Source organism: Gordonia metallireducens (genome assembly GCF_021245825.1).
Classification (GTDB): domain Bacteria; phylum Actinomycetota; class Actinomycetes; order Mycobacteriales; family Mycobacteriaceae; genus Gordonia; species Gordonia namibiensis.
Map to the genome: position 1 here is coordinate 24,869 of NZ_JAJQJP010000036.1, position 19,717 is coordinate 44,585.

Annotated in this window: 18 protein-coding genes; 11 read left to right on the top strand and 7 right to left on the bottom strand. The window is 66.6% G+C overall.

All coding sequences use genetic code 11. From position 1 onward, the window contains the following. The first annotated feature begins 14 nt into the window (after positions 1-14). The 3 genes from LQD00_RS15245 (at position 15) to LQD00_RS15255 (ending at position 2,057) form a co-directional block, all read left to right on the top strand. Positions 15-1,061, top strand: coding sequence for a hypothetical protein (locus LQD00_RS15245; RefSeq protein ID WP_232718041.1), 1,047 nt, complete (start codon positions 15-17; stop codon positions 1,059-1,061). Next, a complete protein-coding gene (locus LQD00_RS15250; protein ID WP_232718022.1) occupies positions 1,058-1,660 on the top strand; it encodes an NUDIX hydrolase in 603 nt (200 codons plus the stop codon). The genes LQD00_RS15245 and LQD00_RS15250 overlap by 4 nt, the downstream gene beginning before the upstream one ends. 148 nt (positions 1,661-1,808) lie before the next feature. After that, positions 1,809-2,057 carry a hypothetical protein gene (locus LQD00_RS15255; protein ID WP_232718023.1) on the top strand — a complete coding sequence of 83 codons (249 nt, stop codon included), beginning with the start codon at positions 1,809-1,811 and terminating at the stop codon, positions 2,055-2,057. A gap of 43 nt (positions 2,058-2,100) precedes the next feature. Here LQD00_RS15255 and LQD00_RS15260 read toward each other — a convergent pair whose 3' ends face one another. Continuing rightward, positions 2,101-2,466 carry a hypothetical protein gene (locus tag LQD00_RS15260; protein ID WP_232718024.1) on the bottom strand — a complete coding sequence of 122 codons (366 nt, stop codon included), beginning with the start codon at positions 2,464-2,466 and terminating at the stop codon, positions 2,101-2,103. 426 nt (positions 2,467-2,892) lie between these two features. On the opposite strand from LQD00_RS15260, the gene LQD00_RS15265 reads away from it, so the two are divergent. The 3 genes from LQD00_RS15265 to LQD00_RS15275 all read left to right on the top strand — a co-directional run bounded on the left by LQD00_RS15265 (position 2,893) and on the right by LQD00_RS15275 (position 6,475). Further along, positions 2,893-3,444 (top strand): YceI family protein, encoded by a 552-nt coding sequence (locus LQD00_RS15265; RefSeq protein WP_232718025.1) that lies wholly within the window; start codon positions 2,893-2,895, stop codon positions 3,442-3,444. Positions 3,445-3,697: 253 nt separating this feature from the next. Beyond that, positions 3,698-5,413: an adenylate/guanylate cyclase domain-containing protein gene (locus tag LQD00_RS15270; RefSeq protein ID WP_232718026.1), complete on the top strand. Its 1,716-nt coding sequence runs from the start codon at positions 3,698-3,700 to the stop codon at positions 5,411-5,413. 165 nt (positions 5,414-5,578) lie between these two features. Further along, positions 5,579-6,475 carry an oxidoreductase gene (locus tag LQD00_RS15275; RefSeq protein WP_232718027.1) on the top strand — a complete coding sequence of 299 codons (897 nt, stop codon included), beginning with the start codon at positions 5,579-5,581 and terminating at the stop codon, positions 6,473-6,475. 254 nt (positions 6,476-6,729) lie between these two features. Here LQD00_RS15275 and LQD00_RS15280 read toward each other — a convergent pair whose 3' ends face one another. Then, positions 6,730-7,038: a GIY-YIG nuclease family protein gene (locus LQD00_RS15280; protein WP_232718028.1), complete on the bottom strand. Its 309-nt coding sequence runs from the start codon at positions 7,036-7,038 to the stop codon at positions 6,730-6,732. A 364-nt stretch (positions 7,039-7,402) separates the two neighbouring features. Further along, positions 7,403-7,915, bottom strand: coding sequence for a hypothetical protein (locus tag LQD00_RS15285; protein ID WP_232718029.1), 513 nt, complete (start codon positions 7,913-7,915; stop codon positions 7,403-7,405). A 247-nt stretch (positions 7,916-8,162) separates the two neighbouring features. On the opposite strand from LQD00_RS15285, the gene LQD00_RS15290 reads away from it, so the two are divergent. Continuing rightward, a complete protein-coding gene (locus LQD00_RS15290) occupies positions 8,163-9,677 on the top strand; it encodes a SulP family inorganic anion transporter (RefSeq protein ID WP_232718030.1) in 1,515 nt (504 codons plus the stop codon). A gap of 111 nt (positions 9,678-9,788) precedes the next feature. Continuing rightward, positions 9,789-10,418 carry an alpha-ketoglutarate-dependent dioxygenase AlkB gene (locus LQD00_RS15295; protein ID WP_232718031.1) on the top strand — a complete coding sequence of 210 codons (630 nt, stop codon included), beginning with the start codon at positions 9,789-9,791 and terminating at the stop codon, positions 10,416-10,418. A gap of 60 nt (positions 10,419-10,478) precedes the next feature. On the opposite strand, the gene LQD00_RS15300 is transcribed toward LQD00_RS15295, so the two are convergent. Genes LQD00_RS15300 through LQD00_RS15310 form a run of 3 tightly spaced genes read right to left on the bottom strand, consistent with a single transcriptional unit; the run spans position 10,479 to position 14,312 of the window. Then, entirely contained in the window at positions 10,479-12,200 is a 1,722-nt protein-coding gene (locus LQD00_RS15300; protein ID WP_232718032.1) for a GMC oxidoreductase, read from the bottom strand. Further along, the gene (locus LQD00_RS15305) at positions 12,197-13,738 is read right to left on the bottom strand and encodes a flavin-containing monooxygenase (RefSeq protein ID WP_232718033.1); all 1,542 of its coding nucleotides are present in this window, start codon (positions 13,736-13,738) and stop codon (positions 12,197-12,199) included. The genes LQD00_RS15300 and LQD00_RS15305 overlap by 4 nt, the downstream gene beginning before the upstream one ends. Beyond that, positions 13,731-14,312, bottom strand: coding sequence for a TetR/AcrR family transcriptional regulator (locus LQD00_RS15310; RefSeq protein WP_232718034.1), 582 nt, complete (start codon positions 14,310-14,312; stop codon positions 13,731-13,733). The genes LQD00_RS15305 and LQD00_RS15310 overlap by 8 nt, the downstream gene beginning before the upstream one ends. Before the next feature lie 139 nt (positions 14,313-14,451). Here LQD00_RS15310 and LQD00_RS15315 point away from each other — a divergent pair, with 139 nt between their 5' ends. Then, positions 14,452-15,435, top strand: a complete 984-nt coding sequence (locus tag LQD00_RS15315; protein ID WP_232718035.1) for an LLM class F420-dependent oxidoreductase — start codon at positions 14,452-14,454, stop codon at positions 15,433-15,435. Between the two features lie 256 nt (positions 15,436-15,691). Here LQD00_RS15315 and LQD00_RS15320 read toward each other — a convergent pair whose 3' ends face one another. Then, positions 15,692-16,858, bottom strand: a complete 1,167-nt coding sequence (locus LQD00_RS15320; protein ID WP_232718036.1) for a pyridoxal phosphate-dependent aminotransferase — start codon at positions 16,856-16,858, stop codon at positions 15,692-15,694. Positions 16,859-16,962: 104 nt separating this feature from the next. On the opposite strand from LQD00_RS15320, the gene LQD00_RS15325 reads away from it, so the two are divergent. Then, positions 16,963-17,517: a pyridine nucleotide-disulfide oxidoreductase gene (locus tag LQD00_RS15325; protein WP_232718037.1), complete on the top strand. Its 555-nt coding sequence runs from the start codon at positions 16,963-16,965 to the stop codon at positions 17,515-17,517. A gap of 129 nt (positions 17,518-17,646) precedes the next feature. After that, positions 17,647-19,314, top strand: coding sequence for a serine/threonine-protein kinase (locus LQD00_RS15330; protein WP_232718038.1), 1,668 nt, complete (start codon positions 17,647-17,649; stop codon positions 19,312-19,314). The last annotated feature ends 403 nt before the right edge of the window (positions 19,315-19,717 follow it).

Sequence of the window (19,717 nt, forward strand, 5' to 3'; positions counted from 1 at the left end):
CTCGCACCACTTCGGTGATCGTCCGCAGCGCCCACGGCACCGCGGCCGTCGAATGGTTCCTCATCATCGCGATCGCCACCATCCTCATCACCCGCCTGTATCTCGAGCTGACCGGCTACCCCCAGGTCGGCAACGGCACCCTGCACATCGCGCACGCGCTGTGGGGCGGGGCGCTCATGATGGTGGCGCTCGTCATCGGGTGGCTGTTCCTGGGTGCCAACGCGCGTGTCACCGCGGTCATCGTGGGCGGTATAGGTTTCGGGTTGTTCCTAGACGAAGTCGGCAAGTTCGTCACCCGCGACAACGACTACTTCTACGGGCCGGCCCCGGAGATCATGTACGTCCTCGTGGTCCTGGTCCTCCTGGCCAGTCGTATCGTCCGCGACCTCAAACCGCCCACAGGTGCCGAGGCGCTCGCCAACGCGGCGTCGATCGCAGCCGAAGGTGTCGCACACGGGCTCCCGGAGCGTCGTCGACAGTTGGCCGAGGATTTTCTCGTCGTCGCCGAGACGAACGGCTTCGACACCGCCACCATCGCCAACGTGCGCGCCCTGCTGGAATCGAGCAGAGGTACGCCGGATCGGCTGATGATCCTGCGGGGTCGGGCCGTGGGACTGATCCCGGACTTCTTCCGCAGCCCACGGTGGGTGTCGATCGTCGGTTGGGGCCTCGTGGTGGCGTCGGGGCTCGCGGTGGTCGTCGGCGCGTTGAGTTTCGTCTTCCCCGAACATCGTTCGGACGACGTCGACTTCTACCTCGAGCTCGCGGACAACGCTCCGGCCACCTGGATTCTCTTCATCAGCGGCATCGTGGTCTTCGTCATGGCCCTACCTGCGATGGTCGCGCGCCGGCGGGGCCTGGCGGGCATCTGGCCGTTGCGGACACTGCGCATCGCGGCGCTGGTGTTCATGCTCAGCAACGCCCTGGTGGACTTCGCGATGGAGGGCTTCGGGGCATTGCTGAACGTGGCCATCGGCCTGTTCACACTCAGCGTGCTCGGCTACCACCTGGCGCAGGCCGTCACGGCGTCGAACGACAGGCGTGATGAACTGAGGGTGTGACTCACCTCGAGCGGGCAGTGGCGGCCGAACGGGTCGAACGATTTCAGCACCGGACCGTCGACGTCCCCGGATCGGCAGCAGCGGCTGTCGTGCTGGCGGTGGCGGAGAAGGACGGCCGACAGGGCATCTGGCTCTGCAAGCGACCGCCGACGATGCGTCGCCACGCGGCCCAGTTCGCGCTTCCCGGTGGCCGGCTCGACCCGGGGGAGGACCACATCACCGCGGGGCTGCGGGAGCTCGACGAGGAGCTCGGTGTGCAGTTGTCGCCCGGTTCGGTGCTCGGGACACTCGACGACTATCCGACCCGGTCCGGTTTCGTGATCACCCCGATCGTCTGCTGGGCCGAGGAGTATCAGGAGCCGACGCCGAATCCGGCCGAGGTGGCGCAGCTGTTCTTCGTGACCTTCCAGGAATTGGCTGTGGAACCGCGGTTCCTGAACATCCCGCAATCGGATCGTCCGGTGATTCAACTGCCCATCGTCGAATCGCTGGTGCATGCGCCGACCGCAGCGGTGATCTACCAGTTCGCGGAGGTGGTTCTGCGGGATCGGCAGACTCGCGTCGACGGTTTCGAACAGCCCGTTTTCGCCTGGAAATGAATCGCCATTTGGGTCAATCGTCATACATGTACGATCGTCCCATCTAATTGTCGACGTATTCAGATGCGCTCTGCGGCACGAATTTCCACTAACCGGACGACACGCATTTGTATGGCACCTCACCCACCGGTTAGGCATGATTACGGGCGTGAACAATGCCAATACTTCGAATACGGCGGCCGATCCGTCCTTCGAGGTCCGCTCAAGTGAATGGGCTCCGGCACCGAGCACGACGCCGCAGCCGCCTGCGATCGAGCCGGCCAAGGTCGTGTACCGCTACGAGTACAAAGATCCCTACGCACCCATGTCGATGCGCAACCAGGTCATCCTGGGCTGCGCGATCTCGCTGGTCGTGATCGCGTTCATGGTCGCGGCGCTGGTGATCGGCTCGCGGTAGTCCCCCGTCGTCGGTCCGACCTCGTCTCGGATCCCTTCGAGGACTAACAGATCGAGAGATAGCAGTCCCGCGCCGTCACGTTGACCGGCAGCGGATCGCTGGGGAATTGCTGCTTGATGGTCTCCTCGGCATTCTGGATCGGGACCGGGGGATTGGTGCCCCAGACGGTCCAACCCAAACCGTTGAACTCGTCGGAATTGCTGGCGTAACCCGAACATGCCCAGAAGACGTTGTATCTGCCCTGCGCGAGCGTCATGGTCTTCGCCGTGTTGCCCTGCGGGGCCTCGAAGGAATCGGACGGGTTCTCGTTGAACGACGAATCGCCGCGCACCGGGACCTCCGGAACCGGGAGGGTCTCGACCGCACACAGCTTCGGATTGTCGGAGTTGTTCACGATCGTGACCGTCACCTCCTGACCTTGAACCAACGGCGGCATCGCCAGGACGTCGTTCGGTCCCGCCGACGCAGGAGACGCGACGGTCGTGGCGGAAACCGCCAATATCCCCACCGCGGCGGTTATCAGGGCTCCGGAACACTTTCGCATGGCTCATGACCTCCTGTTTTGACTTTCTTTTACGGGTCTTTTGAGTGTGGCGAGATATCGAAAACCCATCGGTCGACTTCCGGTTTATTTGTCGACTTATGGAACGGGTCGGGCGAGCGGTCCCGAGAGCGACGAGGAGGTCGGGCCCGACCTGTTCGATCGTGACCGAGATCACGTTGGTTGATGCGTGGCCGGGGAATGTAATCGGACCGCGGTCCGTTTAAAGTGTCAATGGGTCGCGAAGGCCCATGCGAACCGAGATGAACTCGCCCCGTCTGGAAGGACGCAACCATGACCTCAGCAACCACCGTCAAGGCACCCATTCCCGCAGGTACCTGGAATATCGACGCCACCCACTCGACTGTCGGCTTCTCCGTCAAGCACCTCATGGTCAGCAAGGTCCGCGGCACCTTCGACAACTTCTCCGGCACCATCACCGTCGACGAGAACGGCGCACCGTCCGTGCAGGCCGAGATCGACGTGACCTCGATCAGCACCAACAACGCCCAGCGCGACGGCCACATCAAGTCGGCCGATTTCTTCGACGCCGAGAAGTACCCGACCGCGACCTTCGTCTCGACCGGCGTCCGCGAAAACGGGGACGACTACACCCTCGAGGGTGACTTCACACTCAAGGGCATCACCAAGCCGGTCACCCTCGACCTCGAGTTCAACGGCACCAACCCCGGCATGGGCCACGGCACGGTCGCCGGCTTCGACGCCAAGACCGTGATCAACCGCAAGGACTTCGGCATCGACATCGAGATGCCGCTCGAGGGTGGCGGCGTCGTCGTCGGCGACAAGATCACCATCACGCTCGAGATCGAGGCTCTCCAGGCCTGATCGCCCACAAACCCCGTCCGGGCTCGACACCCCAGAGTCCGGACGGCCCACGGACCGGCACCGCGCGACCCCGCGTCGGTGCCGGTCTGTTGTTCTCGGTGCAGGTTTCGACAGTGTCGACCGGCGGGTACGGGTGGGCCGGTAAGCAGAAGGCCGTGAGTCAGTGGAACCACCCACATCGGGACCTTGGATGTGACATGGACGTCACCGACTTCGGTACGCTGCGAGTATCGCCAGCAGGCAGGAGAGGTCCATGGGACGCAGGCGCCGCACCCGCCGTGGCGTGCCGTGGTCGCGGTTGAGACGCCGCACCTCCGGGATGTTGTGGGGACTGCCCACGGTTCCGAGCCCCAAGGCGTGGGCTCGGGTCGGACCGGACATGCGGGCGCGGATCGCCCGCCACGCGACCGTCACGGCGATGACCGGTGTCGTGGCCAGCAACGCACTGATCGGTGTCGAGACCTTCCTTCTCGTGCAACTCGCCTTCAACGGCGGACAGCTCACGTTCGCCGAGACCCTCGGCGCCCCCAACTTCCCGGCCGTCGTCGGCGCGATCATCACCGGCATCCTCGTCAACCTGATACTCGGCCTGCTCGTCTTCCGGCCGCAGCTGAAATGGTTCGTCAGCTGCCAACCCGCCGACCATGCGCGTCGACGCGCCGTGCAACGCATCCCGGGCTACCAACTGCTCGCCACAGTTGGGGCGTGGTTCAGCGCCGCACTGTTCTATGTACTGGTCGCCGACGACCTCACTGTCGCGACCGTTGCCGGCGTCGCGGTGGCGTTCACGCTCGCCGGATTGTCGAGCTCGTGTCTGACCTACCTGTTCGTCGAGCGCGCCGCCCGGCCGCTGGCCATCGTCGTCCTCGAGGACTTCCCCGCCAACCACGTCATGAACGGCGTCCGCGTCAGGTTGTTCGCCGTGTGGGCGGTGAGTTCGGCTGTACCGATGATCGGCCTGCTGACCGTCAACGCGGGGCGCTTCACCGGCATGCTGCCCGACGTGGCCGGCGCCGTCGACTGGACGACCGTGATCCTCACCGTGGTCGGACTCGCCGCCGGTATCCGCGTCATCTACCTGGTCGGCCAGGCCATCACCGATCCGCTGACCGAGATGCGTCGTGCCGTCCACCGCGTCGATCACGGCGACTACGCCGCCCGCGTGCCCGTCTACGACTCGTCGGAACTCGGTGTCCTGCAACACGGATTCAACGTGATGGTGCAAGGACTCGCCGAACGCGACCGGATGCGCGAGATCTTCGCCCGGCACGTCGGTGACACCGTCGCCGACCTCGCCATCTCCGATGGCGTCGGCATGCACGGCACCAACACCGAGGTGGGCGTCCTCTTCGTCGACATCGTCGGCTCGACGCGACTCTCCCAGCACCGCAGTCCGGACGACGTCGCCGAACTCCTCAACGCCTTCTTCAGCATCGTCTTCGACGTCGTCGACCATCACTCCGGCTTCGTCAACAAATTCGAGGGCGACGCCGCGCTGGCCGTCTTCGGCGCGCCCGTCGAGATCGACGATCCGGCCGGCCATGCGCTCGCCGCCGCCCGAGAGCTCGCCGACCGCCTCGCCAAGAGTCTCGACATCCGCTGGGGGATCGGCGTCTCCCACGGCGAGGTCTTCGCCGGCAACATCGGCGCCGAACGACGCTACGAATACACCGTCATCGGCGATCCGGTAAACGAGTGCGCCCGCCTGTCCGACATGGCCAAAACGGGTCGCATCCCCGCCCTCGCCAGCGGCGCCGCCATCGAATCCGCGGGTCCCGAATCCGACGAATGGGAACTTCTCGGCAGCCGGATCATGCGCGGCCGGTCCCAGCCGACCGAGTTCTACGCTCCCTCCGAACTCGTCGAACGGCTCGGGTCGTCGGGCAACCTGATCGCCGAACTGCTGCGCCCCGCACGACGCATCGTCGGCGCCAACCCCCTGCGGCTGACGACGTTCTTCGGCGGCTGACCGGACCCTCTGCTGGCTGAGCCCGGCCGAGGCGAAAACCGAGGGCGGTGTCGAAACCCCCCGCAACTCGAGACGAATCGTTGACGGCGTTCCGGGGCGTCAATAGCGTGGGCCGCAGGGTCGCGGCGAGGACGCCGGACCGACACACCATCCCAGGGGGCTGCGATGAGCGGTTGGACGTCAGCGAACATTCCAGATCAGACGGGGCGCACCTTCGTGGTGACCGGCGCCAACAGCGGCCTCGGGGCCGAGTCGGCCAAGGCGCTCGTCGCCGCCGGCGCCAACGTCATCATGGCGTGCCGCAACACCGCCAAGGCCGACGCCGTGGCGTCGAAGCTCGGACCCAACGCGACCGTCGCCCAACTAGACCTTGCGGACCTGGCGTCGGTTCGGGCGTTCGCATCGAGCTTCACCGGCGCCGACGTCCTCATCAACAACGCCGGACTCATGGCCGTGCCACTCCGCCGCACCGCAGACGGCTTCGAGATGCAGATCGGCACCAACCACCTGGGCCACTTCGCGCTCACCGCACTGCTGCTGCCGAAGATCACCGACCGCGTCGTGACCGTGTCGTCGGGCGTGCACCAGATCGGGAACATCCAGCTCGACGACTTCAACTGGGAGCAGCGCCGCTACCGCCGCTGGCAGGCCTACGGCGACTCCAAGATGGCCAACCTCATGTTCGGGCTCGAGCTTGCCAAGCGGCTGGAGGAGGCCGGGTCGTCGAAGCAGTCGTTCATCGCCCATCCCGGTTACGCCGCAACGGAATTGCAGGGTCGGAGCGAGAACTTCGTGGACGTCCTCGCGAAGCTGTCGAACAAGCTGCCGATCGCGCAGCCGGCCGCGGACGGGGCACTGCCTCAGCTCTACGCCGCGACGATGTCGAGCCTGCCGTCCGGCACCTACTACGGACCGACCAAGTTCTTCGGGCTGCACGGTGCTCCCGGACGCAACAAGTACAAGAAGGCGGCCGACGACGCCGACTTCCGCGCGGCGCTCTGGGCGGAATCGGAGAAGCTGACAGGGGAGAAGTTCGACGTGTCGGCGGGTTCTGCGGGTTGAGTAGGTGAGGAACGTTAGCGACGAGCCGTATCGAAACCAGGCTGGTGGGCTGACCTCGATATGGACCTCGGCTAGCGCCTCGGTCCTACTCGGCCAGCAGGGGATCGTGTCTGGTTTGGCTATCGGGCCTACTCGGTCAGCAGGGGTCGTGTCTGGTTTGGCTATCGGTCCCACTTACTCGGCCAGCGGGACCGCTGGTTGAGTAGTGAGGAGCGTTAGCGACGAGCCGTATCGAAACCAGCTCCGCAGCGGGCTTATTCGCCCGGCGGGGCGGCGTCCCGCTTCCACTTCTTGCGCGCCAGCTCCGGCAGCAACTCGAACTGCCCATTGATGAGCGCCAAGCGTTTTGCTCGCGACCAGCCGTGGAGATGTACTTCGGCGTCATATGCCTCGCCGACGTGCTCGAACTCTTGTTGGTAGACGAGCCGTACTGGTCGGCGAGATCGGGTGTACACCGAACCCCGCCCGCTGTCGTGTTGCTGGATCCGATTCTCTAGGTTTCGTGTGCTTCCGACGTACAGACTGCCGTCGGAGCATTCGAGAATGTAAAGGTACGCGCCCATGCAAGGACTATCGATCGAGATGACTGAGCGCTCGGTCCGGAAACGCACAGCGCCGTGCCGGCATCTCACTTTGTCCACAAGTGGTTTCGATACGGTCCTCGGCTAGCGCCTCGGACCTACTCAACCAGCGATGGGACGGCTAGCGCCTCGGACCTACTCAACCAGCGATGGGACGGCTAGCGCCTCGGACCTACTCAACCAGCGATGGGGCGGCGTGCGCCTCGGTCCTACTCGGCCAGCGATGGGGCGGCGTGCGCCTCGGTCCTACTCGGCCGGCGATGGGACGGCTTGCGCCTCGGTCCTACTCGGCCGGCGATGGGACGGCTTGCGCCTCGGACCTACTCAACCAGCGATCCGGGTGTGACTACTGGACCGAGAACGCGATGCTGTTCGACGCGCCGGAGACCAGGTCGGTGACGCGGATGGTGAAGTTGCCGCCGCCCTTGAAGAAGTAGGACTTCACCGCGGTGCAGTCCTGCGTCTTGTACAGCGCGGCTTCCTTGGGAACCTTGGGTCCGGCGAGGCGGACCTCCATGCGGCACTCGTTGCCGTCGACGATGGGGCCGGCGTCGATGATGGAGTTCCAGCGCACGCCGAGACGCGAGTTCTTGGGGAAAGTGCCCGGAGTGATCTCACGGACGCCCTTCGGGTTGTAGACCCAGACGTTGATGGACTTCACGCCGTTGCGTGCGTCCGGGCGGCCGAGCTTGCCGTAGTGGGTGACCTTGTCACCCGACGACCCGAAGGCCGAACTTCCGGCGTCGAGGCTGCCGCTGGCGCTACCGAACAGGTCGCCGACCGGATCGGCGGTCGCCGGAGCGATCGGGATCAGCATGGCGGCAGCAGCCAACAGGCCGGCGATACCGGAGCGCTTCATCGAGTTCCCCCTTGTAACGTTTTATAACGGAATGATTAAAGCATCGACTCGAATAGAGTGCTGTGGGCCATTTCACATTTCGACCTCTGCGCGGTGGGTGGAATGTGCACTTGGCCACTGCCGGATCGGGTGGGGGCCGCTTGACCTGCGTGGACGGGCTTCACGGCCTGGCTCGAAAGTGTGAGTGACGCCTCGCGCGCGTATAGAGTCCGCAGGTTCGACAATTCCCGATACAGAGGAGTCCGCGGTGCGGAGTTCCGCAAAGGCCGCCCCCGAAGCCATCTCCCCGGCCGACCGCCAGTCCGTCCTGTTGACGCTGCGCTCGCCGAGCCGGCTGCGGACCGAGATCCTGGCCGGACTCGTCGTCGCACTGGCCCTGATCCCCGAGGCCATCTCGTTCTCGATCATCGCCGGCGTCGACCCGCGCGTCGGCCTGTTCGCGTCGTTCACCATGGCGGTGACCATCGCGATCGTCGGCGGTCGTCCCGCGATGATCTCGGCCGCCACCGGAGCCGTCGCGCTGGTGGTCGCGCCACTGGTCGAGAGCCACGGGTTGCAGTACCTGATCGCCGCGGTCCTGCTCGGCGGCATCCTCCAGGTGCTCCTCGGCGCGCTCGGCGTCGCGAAACTGATGCGGTTCATCCCGCGCAGCGTGATGGTCGGCTTCGTCAACGCGCTGGCCATCCTCATCTTCTCCGCGCAGGTGCCGCACCTGCTGGGCGTGCCGTGGCTGGTGTATCCGATGGTGGCGATCGGCATCGCGATCATCGTCCTGTTCCCGCGCCTGACGACCATCGTGCCGGCGCCGTTGGTCGCCATCGTGCTGCTGACCGCGGTCACCCTCATCGCGAGCCTCAAGGTGCCGAATGTCGGTGACGAGGGCGAACTCCCGGACAGTCTGCCGACACTGCTGCTGCCCGACGTTCCGTTCACCTGGGACACCTTGTCCGTCATCGCGCCGTACGCTCTCGCGATCGCGATCGTCGGCCTCCTCGAGTCGCTGATGACCGCCAAGCTCGTTGACGACATCACCGACACCCACTCCAACAAGTCCCGCGAGGCCGTCGGGCAGGGGATCGCCAACCTCGTCACGGGCTTCTTCGGCGGCATGGGCGGTTGCGCGATGATCGGGCAGACGATGATCAACGTCAAGGAATCCCGTGCGCGCACAAGGATTTCGACGTTCCTGGCCGGTGTCTTTCTGCTGATCCTCGTCGTGGGACTGGGTGACGTGGTCGCCAAGATCCCGATGGCGGCACTGGTCGCGGTGATGATCATGGTGTCGGTCGGCACCTTCGACTGGCATTCCATCTACCCGAAGACGCTGCGGCGCATGCCCCGGTCGGAGACCGCCGTGATGTTGGCGACGGTCGCGGTGACGGTCGCGACGTCGAATCTCGCGTACGGCGTCGTCGTCGGCGTACTGACCGCGTCGGTGCTGTTCGCGCGTCGCGTCGCGCACATGACGGAGGTCGTGGTGGTCGCCGGGCCCGACCCCGACACCCGCGTGTACGAGGTCCGCGGCGAGCTGTTCTTCGCGTCGAGCAATGACCTCGTCTACCAGTTCGACTACACCGCCGACGAGTCCCACGTCGTCATCGACATGAGTGACTCGCACGTGTGGGATGCGTCGTCGGTTGCGACCCTCGACGCCATCACCACCAAGTACAAGGCCAAGGGCAAAGACGTCACGATCGTTGGGCTCGACGACGCCAGCGCCGAACGCCACGGCCGGTTGAGCGGACATCTGGGCGGGGAGTAGCCCGACTTTCGCTCACTCGTTCCGTTCGCGCTCACTCGTCAAAGGTGAGCGCGAACGGAACCAGTGAGCGGTTTATCGAACGTGCGTTCGATCTAGGTGTACGGTGGGTGCATGTCCATCGGCATCCAGGGCTCGTTGTTCGCCGAGGTCGCCGCGGAACCGGCGCTCTCGGACCTGTCGACCTCGATGACGCGGCGTCCACTCACCGACGGCGCGTGGGTGGACCTGTGCCCGGGCTGGATCAGCGGGCCGGACGAGTTGTTCGATCGGCTTCGACGTCATGTGCCGTGGCGAGCCGAGCGACGACAGATGTACGACCGCGTCGTCGACGTCCCGCGGCTGGTCTCGATCTATCAGAAAGACGATCCGTTCCCAGACGGGTTGATCACCGAGATACGGTCATCGCTCTCGCGGCATTACCGCGACGAGCTGCCGGAAGGTTTCGCGACCGCGGGGATCAGCCTCTACCGCGACGGCAACGATTCGGTGGCGTGGCACGGGGACCGCATCGGCCGGGCGTCGACGCACGACACGATGGTCGCGATCATCTCCCTCGGCGCCCCACGGCCGCTGATGCTGCGGCCGCGGGGCGGCGGGAAGTCGCTGAAGTTCACCCTGTCGTCCGGTGACCTGTTGGTCATGGGTGGCAGCTGCCAGCGCACGTGGGAACACGCGGTCCCCAAGGTGCGCGGCGTCGGCGCCCGGATCAGCATTCAGCTGCGGCCGCCGGGGGTGTGGTGATCAGTAAGGAGGGGATGTAGAAGTTGTGGACGCCATACGCCCACAACTTCTACGAAATCCTCAGCCGGCGTTGGAGATCGGCGTGATCGGCAACCGCAGCGCGGCGGGTGCGTAGTCGGGCACCGTCGGACGCACCGGCGGCACCGGGGAGATCGGCTGGTACGCCGACCCGAGCTCCGGACGCGGGTCGGCCTCACCGGCATTCGGCCACATGGCGAGCGCGCGTTCGGCCTGAGCGGTGATCGTCAGCGACGGGTTCACGCCCAGGTTCGCCGACACCGTCGAACCGTCGACGATGTGTAGACCCGGGTGGTTGAACACGCGGTGGTACGGGTCCACGACGCCGTCGGCGGCGGACCGTCCGATCGAGCAACCGCCGAGGAAGTGCGCGGTCATCGGGATGTTCAGCCAGTCGACGATGGAACCGCCGGCGTCGCCGTCGATCTCGTCGGCCATCTTGCGGACGGCTTCATGGCCGACCGGGATCCAGGTCGGCGGGGGATCGCCGGCACCCTGCTTGCTGCGCAGCATCGGACCGAAACGGCCGCGGCGGGCGAACAGTTCGAGCGAGTTGTCGGCGGTCTGCATCACCAGGGCGATGATCGTGCGTTCCGACCAGCGTCGAACCGAGAGTCCACGCAGCGTGACCAGCGGATGCTTGATCATCTCGACGAGGGCGGCCAGCGGACGCGGCAGGCGGCCGTCGCCGTCGATGAGCATCGCCTGCAGCATTCCGATCAGGTTGCTGCCCTTGCCGTATCGCACGGGTTCGATGTGGGTGTGCTCGTTCGGATGGAACGACGACGTGATCGCCACACCCTCGGTGTAGTCGACCTTCAGGTCGGTGGCGGTTGCGGCCAGGACGGCCTCCGAGTTGGTGCGGACCACCTTGCCCAGACGCGACGACAGGCCGGGCAGGTTGCCGCTCTGCTGCATGTCGAGCAGCAGCTTGTTGGTGCCGTACGTGCCGGCCGCGAACACCACGTGGTCGGCGGTGAACGAGCGACGGCCCCGACGCGACCAGCGTCGGCCGGTTCGATGCGTCCCCACCGTGTACCCGCCCTCCGACAGCGGGCGGACGGTGTCGACGGTCGTCATCGGGATGACGGTCGCACCGGCCTGTTCGGCGAGATACAGATAGTTCTTGACCAGCGTGTTCTTCGCGCCTACGGGGCAACCGGTCATGCAGGCGCCGCAGTCGGTACAGCCGGTGCGGGCGGGGCCGGCGCCGCCGAAGAACGGGTCCTCGACGGTCTTGCCCGGCTCGCCGAAGAACACGCCGACGGGGGTGTGGACGAAGGTGTCGCCCGCGCCCATGTCCTCGGCGACCTTGCGCATGACGCGGTCGGCCGGCGTGACCTTTGGGTAGGTGGTCACGCCGAGCATCCGCGACGCCTGGTCGTAGTAGGGGTCGAGTTCGGCGGCCCAATCGGTGATCCGACCCCAGTGCGGGTCGTCGAAGAACGCGGGGAGCGGACGGTAGAGCGTGTTCGCGTAGTTGAGCGATCCGCCGCCGACACCCGCGCCGGCCATGACCAACACGTCGCGCAGGAGGTGCATCCGCTGCACGCCGAACATGCCCAGGGCCGGGGCCCACACGTAATCCTTGAGGCGCCAACTGGTCTTGGGCAGGTCGCCGTCGGCGAAACGACGGCCGGACTCGATGACCGCGACGCGATAACCCTTCTCGGTCAACCGGAGTGCGGCCACCGAGCCGCCGAATCCGGAACCGATGACGATGGCGTCGTAGTGGTCGGCGTCGTTGCGACCAAGTCTTTTCACTGGGCGAGGGTCCTTTCGGGATCGGTGTCGGTGGCGGAGGCCTCGACGGTTTCGGCAACGGCCGGGATGGCGTCGTCGAAGCGGTGGTCGGCGGCCACGAAGGACGCCATCTGGCGGCGGAAGTCGCTGGTGAACTTGGGCCACATGACGGAGTTGCGGCCGGTGGAGTCGAGGTACCAGCTCGAGCAGCCGCCCGAATTCCACACGGTGCGTGCGAGTTCGGGGTCGAGCTCGGCGTTGTAGGCGTCCTGTGCAGCCTGGGTGACCTCGAACGAGGAGTGTCCGGAGCCGGTGACCTCGGCGATCGTCTTCGACATGTAGTACGCCTGCGGCTCGAGCATCAGCACGATCGAGCTGTGGCCCAGGTTGGTGTTGGGTCCGTACAGGAAGAACAGATTCGGGAAGCCGTGGACCTCGACGCCGCGGTAGGCCTGAGGCGATCCCTGCCAGGTCTCGGCCAGGGTGCGTCCGTCGCGGCCGGTGACGGCCTTCGCGATGGGCGGCTGGGTGGGGGTGAACCCGGTGGCGAAGACGACGGTGTCGACCTCGTGCTCACGACCCTGATCGTCGACGGCGCCGTTCGCGGTGAGGCGGGTGATGGCGCCGGTCACGGTGGCGTTGTCGCGCTGGAGGGCCGGGAACCACTTGTTGGTCAACAGCATCCGCTTGCAGCCGATGGTGTACTCGGGGGTGAGGCGCTTACGGAGGGAGCGGTCGCGGACCTGGACCCGGAGCTGGGCCAGGGCAAGGGTTTTCGCGATCGGCAGCAGCTTGGGGTTGCGGGCCATCATCAGCACGTAGGCCTCGCGGTAGGCCCACACCATCTTGCGGACCAGGCGGTGCACGCCGGGGACACGCTTGTAGAGGGCGCGTTCGGCCGGGCCGATGTTGCGGTCGAGGCGCGGCACGACCCAGGCGGGGGTGCGCTGGAAGACGGTGAGATGTCCGACGGTGTCGACGATCTCCGGCACGATCTGGATTGCCGACGCGCCGGTGCCGACGATGGCGACCTTGCGTCCGCGCAGGTCGTGGGTGTGATCCCACTGGGCGGAGTGGAAGATCTTGCCGGTGAACTCGTCGGCGCCGGGGACATCCGGCACGCCGGGTTCCGACAGTGCGCCGGGAGCGGCGACGAGGAAGCGGGTCCGGATCTGACCCTGCGTCGTGTCGACGACCCACTCCTGGGCGGCACCGTCCCACCGAGCGGCGGTCAGGGCGCAGTTGTAGCGGATCCGATCGTCGTAATCGGCTGCGACGGAACGCAGGTAGCTGTGGATCTCGTGGCGTCGACCGTAGGTGTGCGACCAGTCCGGGTTCGGGGCGAACGACAGTGAGTAGAGCGAGGTCGGGACGTCGCAGGCCGCGCCGGGGTAGTCGTTCTCGCGCCAGACCCCGCCGGCGCCCTCGGCGCGCTCGATCGCGAGGGTCGTCAGACCGGGATGATCCTTGCGCAGCCGGTGCAGTGCGGCGAGGCCGCCGAATCCGACGCCGACGACGAGAACGTCGACGTGCTCGGGTAGCGAACTGATGTCAGCCATGGTTCAACAGGTCCTTCCAGATGGGCAGAAGTCGGTCGATGTATTCGCGGTCGGCGTCGGGGGATCGCAGGATGCGCGACACCGCGAGGCCGCGTGCGAGTTCGATGGAGAGCTCGAGTTCGGCCGGGGTGTAGCGGTCGCCGAAGATCTCGGCGCACCCAACGGCCAGGGCGTCGGAGACCCGCTGTTCGAGCGGGATCAGCGCGGTGCGCAGCTCGACGTCGCAGCGCGCGGCCACCCAGAGTTCGAGCGCTGCGTCGAACAGCGGTCCGCTGAACGACTCGATCAGAACCTCGAGTCCCTCATCGCCCGTACGCGGGCGCGACAGGACTTCCTCGAGGCGACGATCGACGAGGTGTCCGACGGCTGCGACGACCAGCGATTCCCGGGTGGGGAAGTGATGCAGCAATGCGCCGCGGGACACACCTGCGCGCCGATTGACCTCCTGGGTCGTGGTGGCCGCATAGCCGACCTCGACCAATGCTTCGACCGCGGCGTCGAGGACCCGGGTGCGGGTCGCCGCGGTGCGTTCGGCCTGGGTACGCCGGCGCGGGGTGCTGGTGGGCTCGGTCACAGTGGCGAGCGTAACACACAAACAGTCCGGACTGCTTGTAAGTGTTTGGCGGGCCCCCTGTTGTGTGAACCCGCCGGGCCTGGAGGGGCTCGAAACACGGAAAGGGCTGGGTTTGCGGACGCGGGGTAGGTTCGACGGCATGCGATTCGGACTCTTCATTCCCCAGGGCTGGCGGCTTGATCTCGTGGGTATCGACCCGGCGAACCAGTGGGAGGTGATGTCGTCGGTCGCGAACCGCGCCGAATCCGCAGGCTGGGACTCGGTCTGGGTCTACGACCACTTCCACACCGTTCCGCTGCCGACGGACGAGGCCACGCACGAGGCCTGGACCCTCGTCTCCGCACTCGCGGCGACGACGAGCCGCGTCGACATCGGCCAGATGTGCACCGCGATGAGCTACCGCAACCCGATGTACCTGGCGAAGGTCGCGGCGACCGCAGACCTCATCTCCGGAGGCCGAGTGCAGATGGGCATCGGCGGCGGCTGGTACGAGCACGAATGGCGCGCCTACGGATACGGATTCCCCTCGGCCGGTGAGCGTCTCGCCCGGCTCGACGAGGGCGTGCAGATCATGAAGCAGGCGTGGGAGACCGGCCGCGCCACCCTCGACGGCAAGCACTACACCGTCAACGACGCCATCTGTCAGCCGCAACCGACCGCCGGGAAGCTGCCGCTGTGGATCGCCGGCGGTGGTGAGAAGAAGACGCTCCGGATTGCAGCGCAGTACGCCGACTACACCAACTTCGACGGCACGCCTGAGGGCTTCGCCCACAAATCATCTGTGCTGCAACAACATTGCACCGACCTCGGACGCGACTTCGACGCGATCGTCCGGTCCGCGAACTACAACGTCATGCTCGGCGAGACCGAGGCCGACGTGGAACGCAAGCTCGACGACCTCGAGTCGCGGCTCGCGAAGATCGTCGGACCCGAGGCGGCGTCGGGCAGCATGGGCGCCTTCCGCGGGATGCCCGCGGTCGGGACGCCGGAGAAGGTCGCGGAGAACCTCCGCGGACTCGAGGACGCCGGAATGTCCTATGGGATTTTCTACTTCCCGAACATCGCTCATGACCGCGAGGACCTCGAGATGTTCGAGCAGCACGTGGTGCCGGCGTTGCGCTGATTGCACCTGCGGCAGTTGGTCCCGATATCCGGGGCCAGCTGCCGCAACGTGTTTGGAGCTCGGGTCGCCGGGGGGGCGTCGCTTCCTTTCGATACGCTCGCAAGCTCGCTACTCAAGGAGCGGAGTGGTGCTCGCAAGCTCGCTACTCAAGGAGCGGAGTGGTGCTCGCAAGCTCGCAAACTCAAGGAGCGGAGTGGTGCTCTCGCTACTCAAGGCGCGGCGCCGTGCTTGCGATCTCGCTACGTAAGGAGCGAGGTTACAGCTTTCGTAGACGCTCCGCGGCGTCGGCGATGACGTCGTCGCGTTTGGCGAAGGCGAAGCGGATGAGGTGGTGCCAGGGTTGGCGGTCGTCTGCGAACACGCTGACCGGGACCGCGGCGACGCCGATGCGTTCGGGGAGGGACCGGCAGAACTCGATGCCGTCGTCGACGCCGAGGGGGCGTGGGTCGGCGCAGACGAAATAGGTTGCCTCGCTGCGGTGTACATCGAAACCGGCGTCGAGTAGAGCGGCGGTGATCATGTCGCGCTTGTTCTGCAGCGCGGCGGCCGATGCCCGGACCCAGCCGAGTTCGTTGTCGAGGGCGTGTGCGACGGCCGGCTGGAACGGTCCGGAGCCGACGTAGGACATGTACTGCTTGGCGGTCTTGGTCGCGGCGATCAGTTCGGGCGGTCCGCTGATCCAGCCGACCTTCCAGCCGGTGCAGTTGAAGGTCTTGGCGGCGCTGGAGATCCGGAGCGTGCGTTCCTTCATACCCGGCAGGGTCGCGATCGGGGTGTGGGTGCGGCCGTCGAACAGCAGGTGTTCATACACCTCGTCGGCGACCACGATCACGTCGAATTCGATGCAGAGTCGGGCGATCTCGGCGAGATCGTCGTCGGAGAGCACGGTGCCGGTCGGGTTGTGCGGCGTGTTCAGCATGAACACCGCGGTTTTCGGTCCGAACGCATCCGCGAGACGCTCGCGGTCCAGGCGGAAACCGTCGCCGTCGGGGATGAGCGGGACGACGCGTCGAACACCTCCGGCCATCGCGGCGGTGGCGGCGTAGGCGTCGTAGTAGGGCTCGATCATGATGATCTCGTCGCCGGGCTCGATGAGTCCGACGACGGCGCCGGCGATCGCCTCGGTGGCGCCGACGGTGACGAGCACCTCGCGGTCGGGGTCGTAGTCGAGGCCGTACTGCTCGCGCTGGTGACGCGCGACCGCGTGTCGCAACTCCGGGACGCCGATCCCGGGCGGGTACTGGTTGCGGCCGTCGGTGATCGCGCGGCGAGCGGCCTCGAGCATCGACTCGGGGCCGTCGGTGTCAGGGAAACCCTGTCCCAGATTGATGGCGTCGTGCTCGACGGCCAGGGCCGACATCTCGGCGAAGATCGTGGTCATGAACGGCCGCAGACGGGTTGCGGTCCTGCTCTCGAAGGACATGCGTCCAGGGTGGCACATCGCTCGCGGCGCAGAATTGGGACTCGTTCCGAGCTGCCCGATTGTTTCTGCGTTTCGCCACGTCGCCGCAGCGTACGATCCCTCGCATGACAGCGCCGGTGGTGGTTCACCAGCATGGTCGCGCGGGACATGGGGTCACCGCGATCGTGGGGTGTGCCGCGCTGTTCGTCCTCGCCGCGTGTTCCTCGGTCGACCGCGTGACCAACAACGTCTTGAAGCCGACCGACGTGGCGATCGGGCAATGTGTACAGGTCAGGTCGGCCGACGGCGACAAGTCGAACGTCGAGGCGACAAAGGCCGAGTGCGACGCCGACGGGATGACCTTCATCGCCTCCCAGGTCGTGCCCGGCGAATGCGGAGAGTACGAGAACTATCTGACCTTCCCGGACACCTCTGATCGGCTCTGCCTGATGCCGAATTTCGTGCGGGGCCAGTGCTACGAGATCCCGCAGTCGGCGGGTGGCTCGCTGGTCGACTTCAAGGAGGTCGACTGCACTGCCGATGCGGGCGCCGAAGCCGTGATCTATCGCGTCGAGACGGACGGCGACGGCTCCCTCGAGTGCGCCGAAGGTCAGGTCAAGGCCACCTACGACAAGCCCGAGCCGCGTGTGTTCTGCCTGGCGTCGCTGTCCGGCGGCTGACCTCGCCGCCGCGCGGCCAGGTCCACCCGGAGTGGTCCGGTTGAGCGACTTCGGGTCACATTGTGGTCGCCGCACACGGTCTGGAGGCGCAGACTTGGCGCACCTGCCCGAGAAGGATGAGGAGGGGCGATGCCGCGGAATCCCGGCGAGCACTTCGCCGGCTATACGATCATCCGACTCATCGGTCGAGGCGGAATGGGCGAGATCTACCTGGCCCGGCACCCACATCTGCCGCGCGACGAGGCGCTGAAGGTCCTACCCGCGGAACTCAGTCGCGACCCGATGTACCGGCAACGCTTCGTCAAAGAGGCCGAACACGCGTCGAGCGTCGTGCATCCGTCGATCGTCACGATCTTCAACTCCGGTGAGTACGACGGTCATCTGTGGATCGCGATGGAGTACATCGACGGCATCGATGCCCTCAAACTGCTGCGGAAGACCCCGCAGGGCCTCGACCCCCGCACTGTCATCGCGATCGTCCGGTCCGTCGGCGCCGCCCTCGACCGCGCCCATGCGACCGGCCTGCTGCACCGCGACGTCAAACCCGCCAACATCCTGCTCCAGGGACTCGACGGTCCGGAACCGCGAGTGTTGCTCGCGGACTTCGGGATCGCGAAGTCTGAGCAGGACGTCAGCCACCTGACGTCGACGAACGTCTTCCTCGGCACCGTGGCCTACGCTGCGCCGGAGCAGCTGCTCGGCGACGCGGTCGACGCCCGCGCCGACCAGTACGCCCTCGCCGCCACCGTCTTCGAACTCCTCACCGGCCGACCGCCGTTCCAGGGCGCGAGCACGGCGTCGATCATCGCCCACCACCTGCAGTCGATGCCGCCGCGACTGTCGAGCCTGCGTCCCGGGATCTCACCCGCCGCCGACGCGGTGTTCAACCGCGCGCTGGCCAAGGAGCCCGGTCGTCGCTACCCGTCGTGCCGCGAGTTCGGCGTCGAACTCCAACGTGCACTGACCGCGCCCGGACCGCCGGGTGCTTCCTTTCAGCAGCCGGATGCCCATCAGCCACCGCAGCCGCCGTATGGAGGCCGGCCGGCCGCTGCGGCCTCACCTGGGACACAGGGCCATCCGCCCGGACAGCTCCCACCGGGGACGTATCCCGGTGGATACCAGGGCTATTCGTCACAACCCGGCTACCCGCCGCCGCCGTCGGAGAAGAAGGGGGCGGGGGTGCTGATCGCGCTCGGTGCCGTGGCGCTGGTTCTGGTCCTCGCGATCGTCGCCGGCGTCGTCTACGTGGCGACCAAGGTGTCGTCGACGCCCGACGCTTCCGGAACGTCGACGACCGCGTCGGCGCCGGCGGCGACCACCCCGAGCCAGAGTCCCGCGGCGCGCACCACCGATACGACGCCGCTGTCGGTCACGGGGCCTGACGACGTGCAGGCCGGCGAGTGCGTGAACATCGCCATGCAGGCCGGGTCGTCGACGACGGTGCTGGCGTCGAAGGTGGACTGCGACTCGGCGGGCATGAACTTCTACACCGCGTCGATCGTCCCCACCGCGACTCCCTGTGCCAGCGAACAGAATTCGACGCTGACCTTTCCGAACAGCACCCGGAAGCTGTGCCTCACGCCGAACTTCTACGAGGGACTCTGCTACCTGATCCCGAAGGAGGGCGGGTCGCTGGCCGACTATCGCGAGGTCCCGTGCGCGAGCGCACCCGCGTTGCGGACGGTGCTCGCGCAGGTGACCAGACGAGGCGCGTCGACCATCACCTGCGCCGCCGGCGAGGCCCGCTGGACGTTCCTCCAACCCGAGTCGATCGGGTACTGCCTGATGGAGGTGTGAGGGTCGCTGCCGGCCGAGTGCGTCGACAGAGCGGAGCGAGGACGCCGTGTATCGAGGTCGGGCTGGTTTCGATACGGCTCGTCGCAAACTCCTCGCCTACTCAACCAGCGGGGGCAGCTCGTCGCAAGCTCCTCGCCTACTCAACCAGCGGGGGCAACTCGTCGCAAGCTCCTCGCCTACTCAACCAGCGGGGGGGGGGGCGGCTTATACAAATCAGACGCTGCCGACGAACTCGAGGGTGTAGATCTCGGTGGTCGCCCTATAATTAAAAACAGTGCGCGGGTGGGGGGGGGGGGGGGGGGGGGGGGGGGGGGGGGGGGTGGGGGTGGGGTGGGGGGGGGGGGGGGGGGGGGGGCGGGGGGGGTGGGGGGGGGGTGGGGTGGGGGGGGGGGGGGGGGGGGGG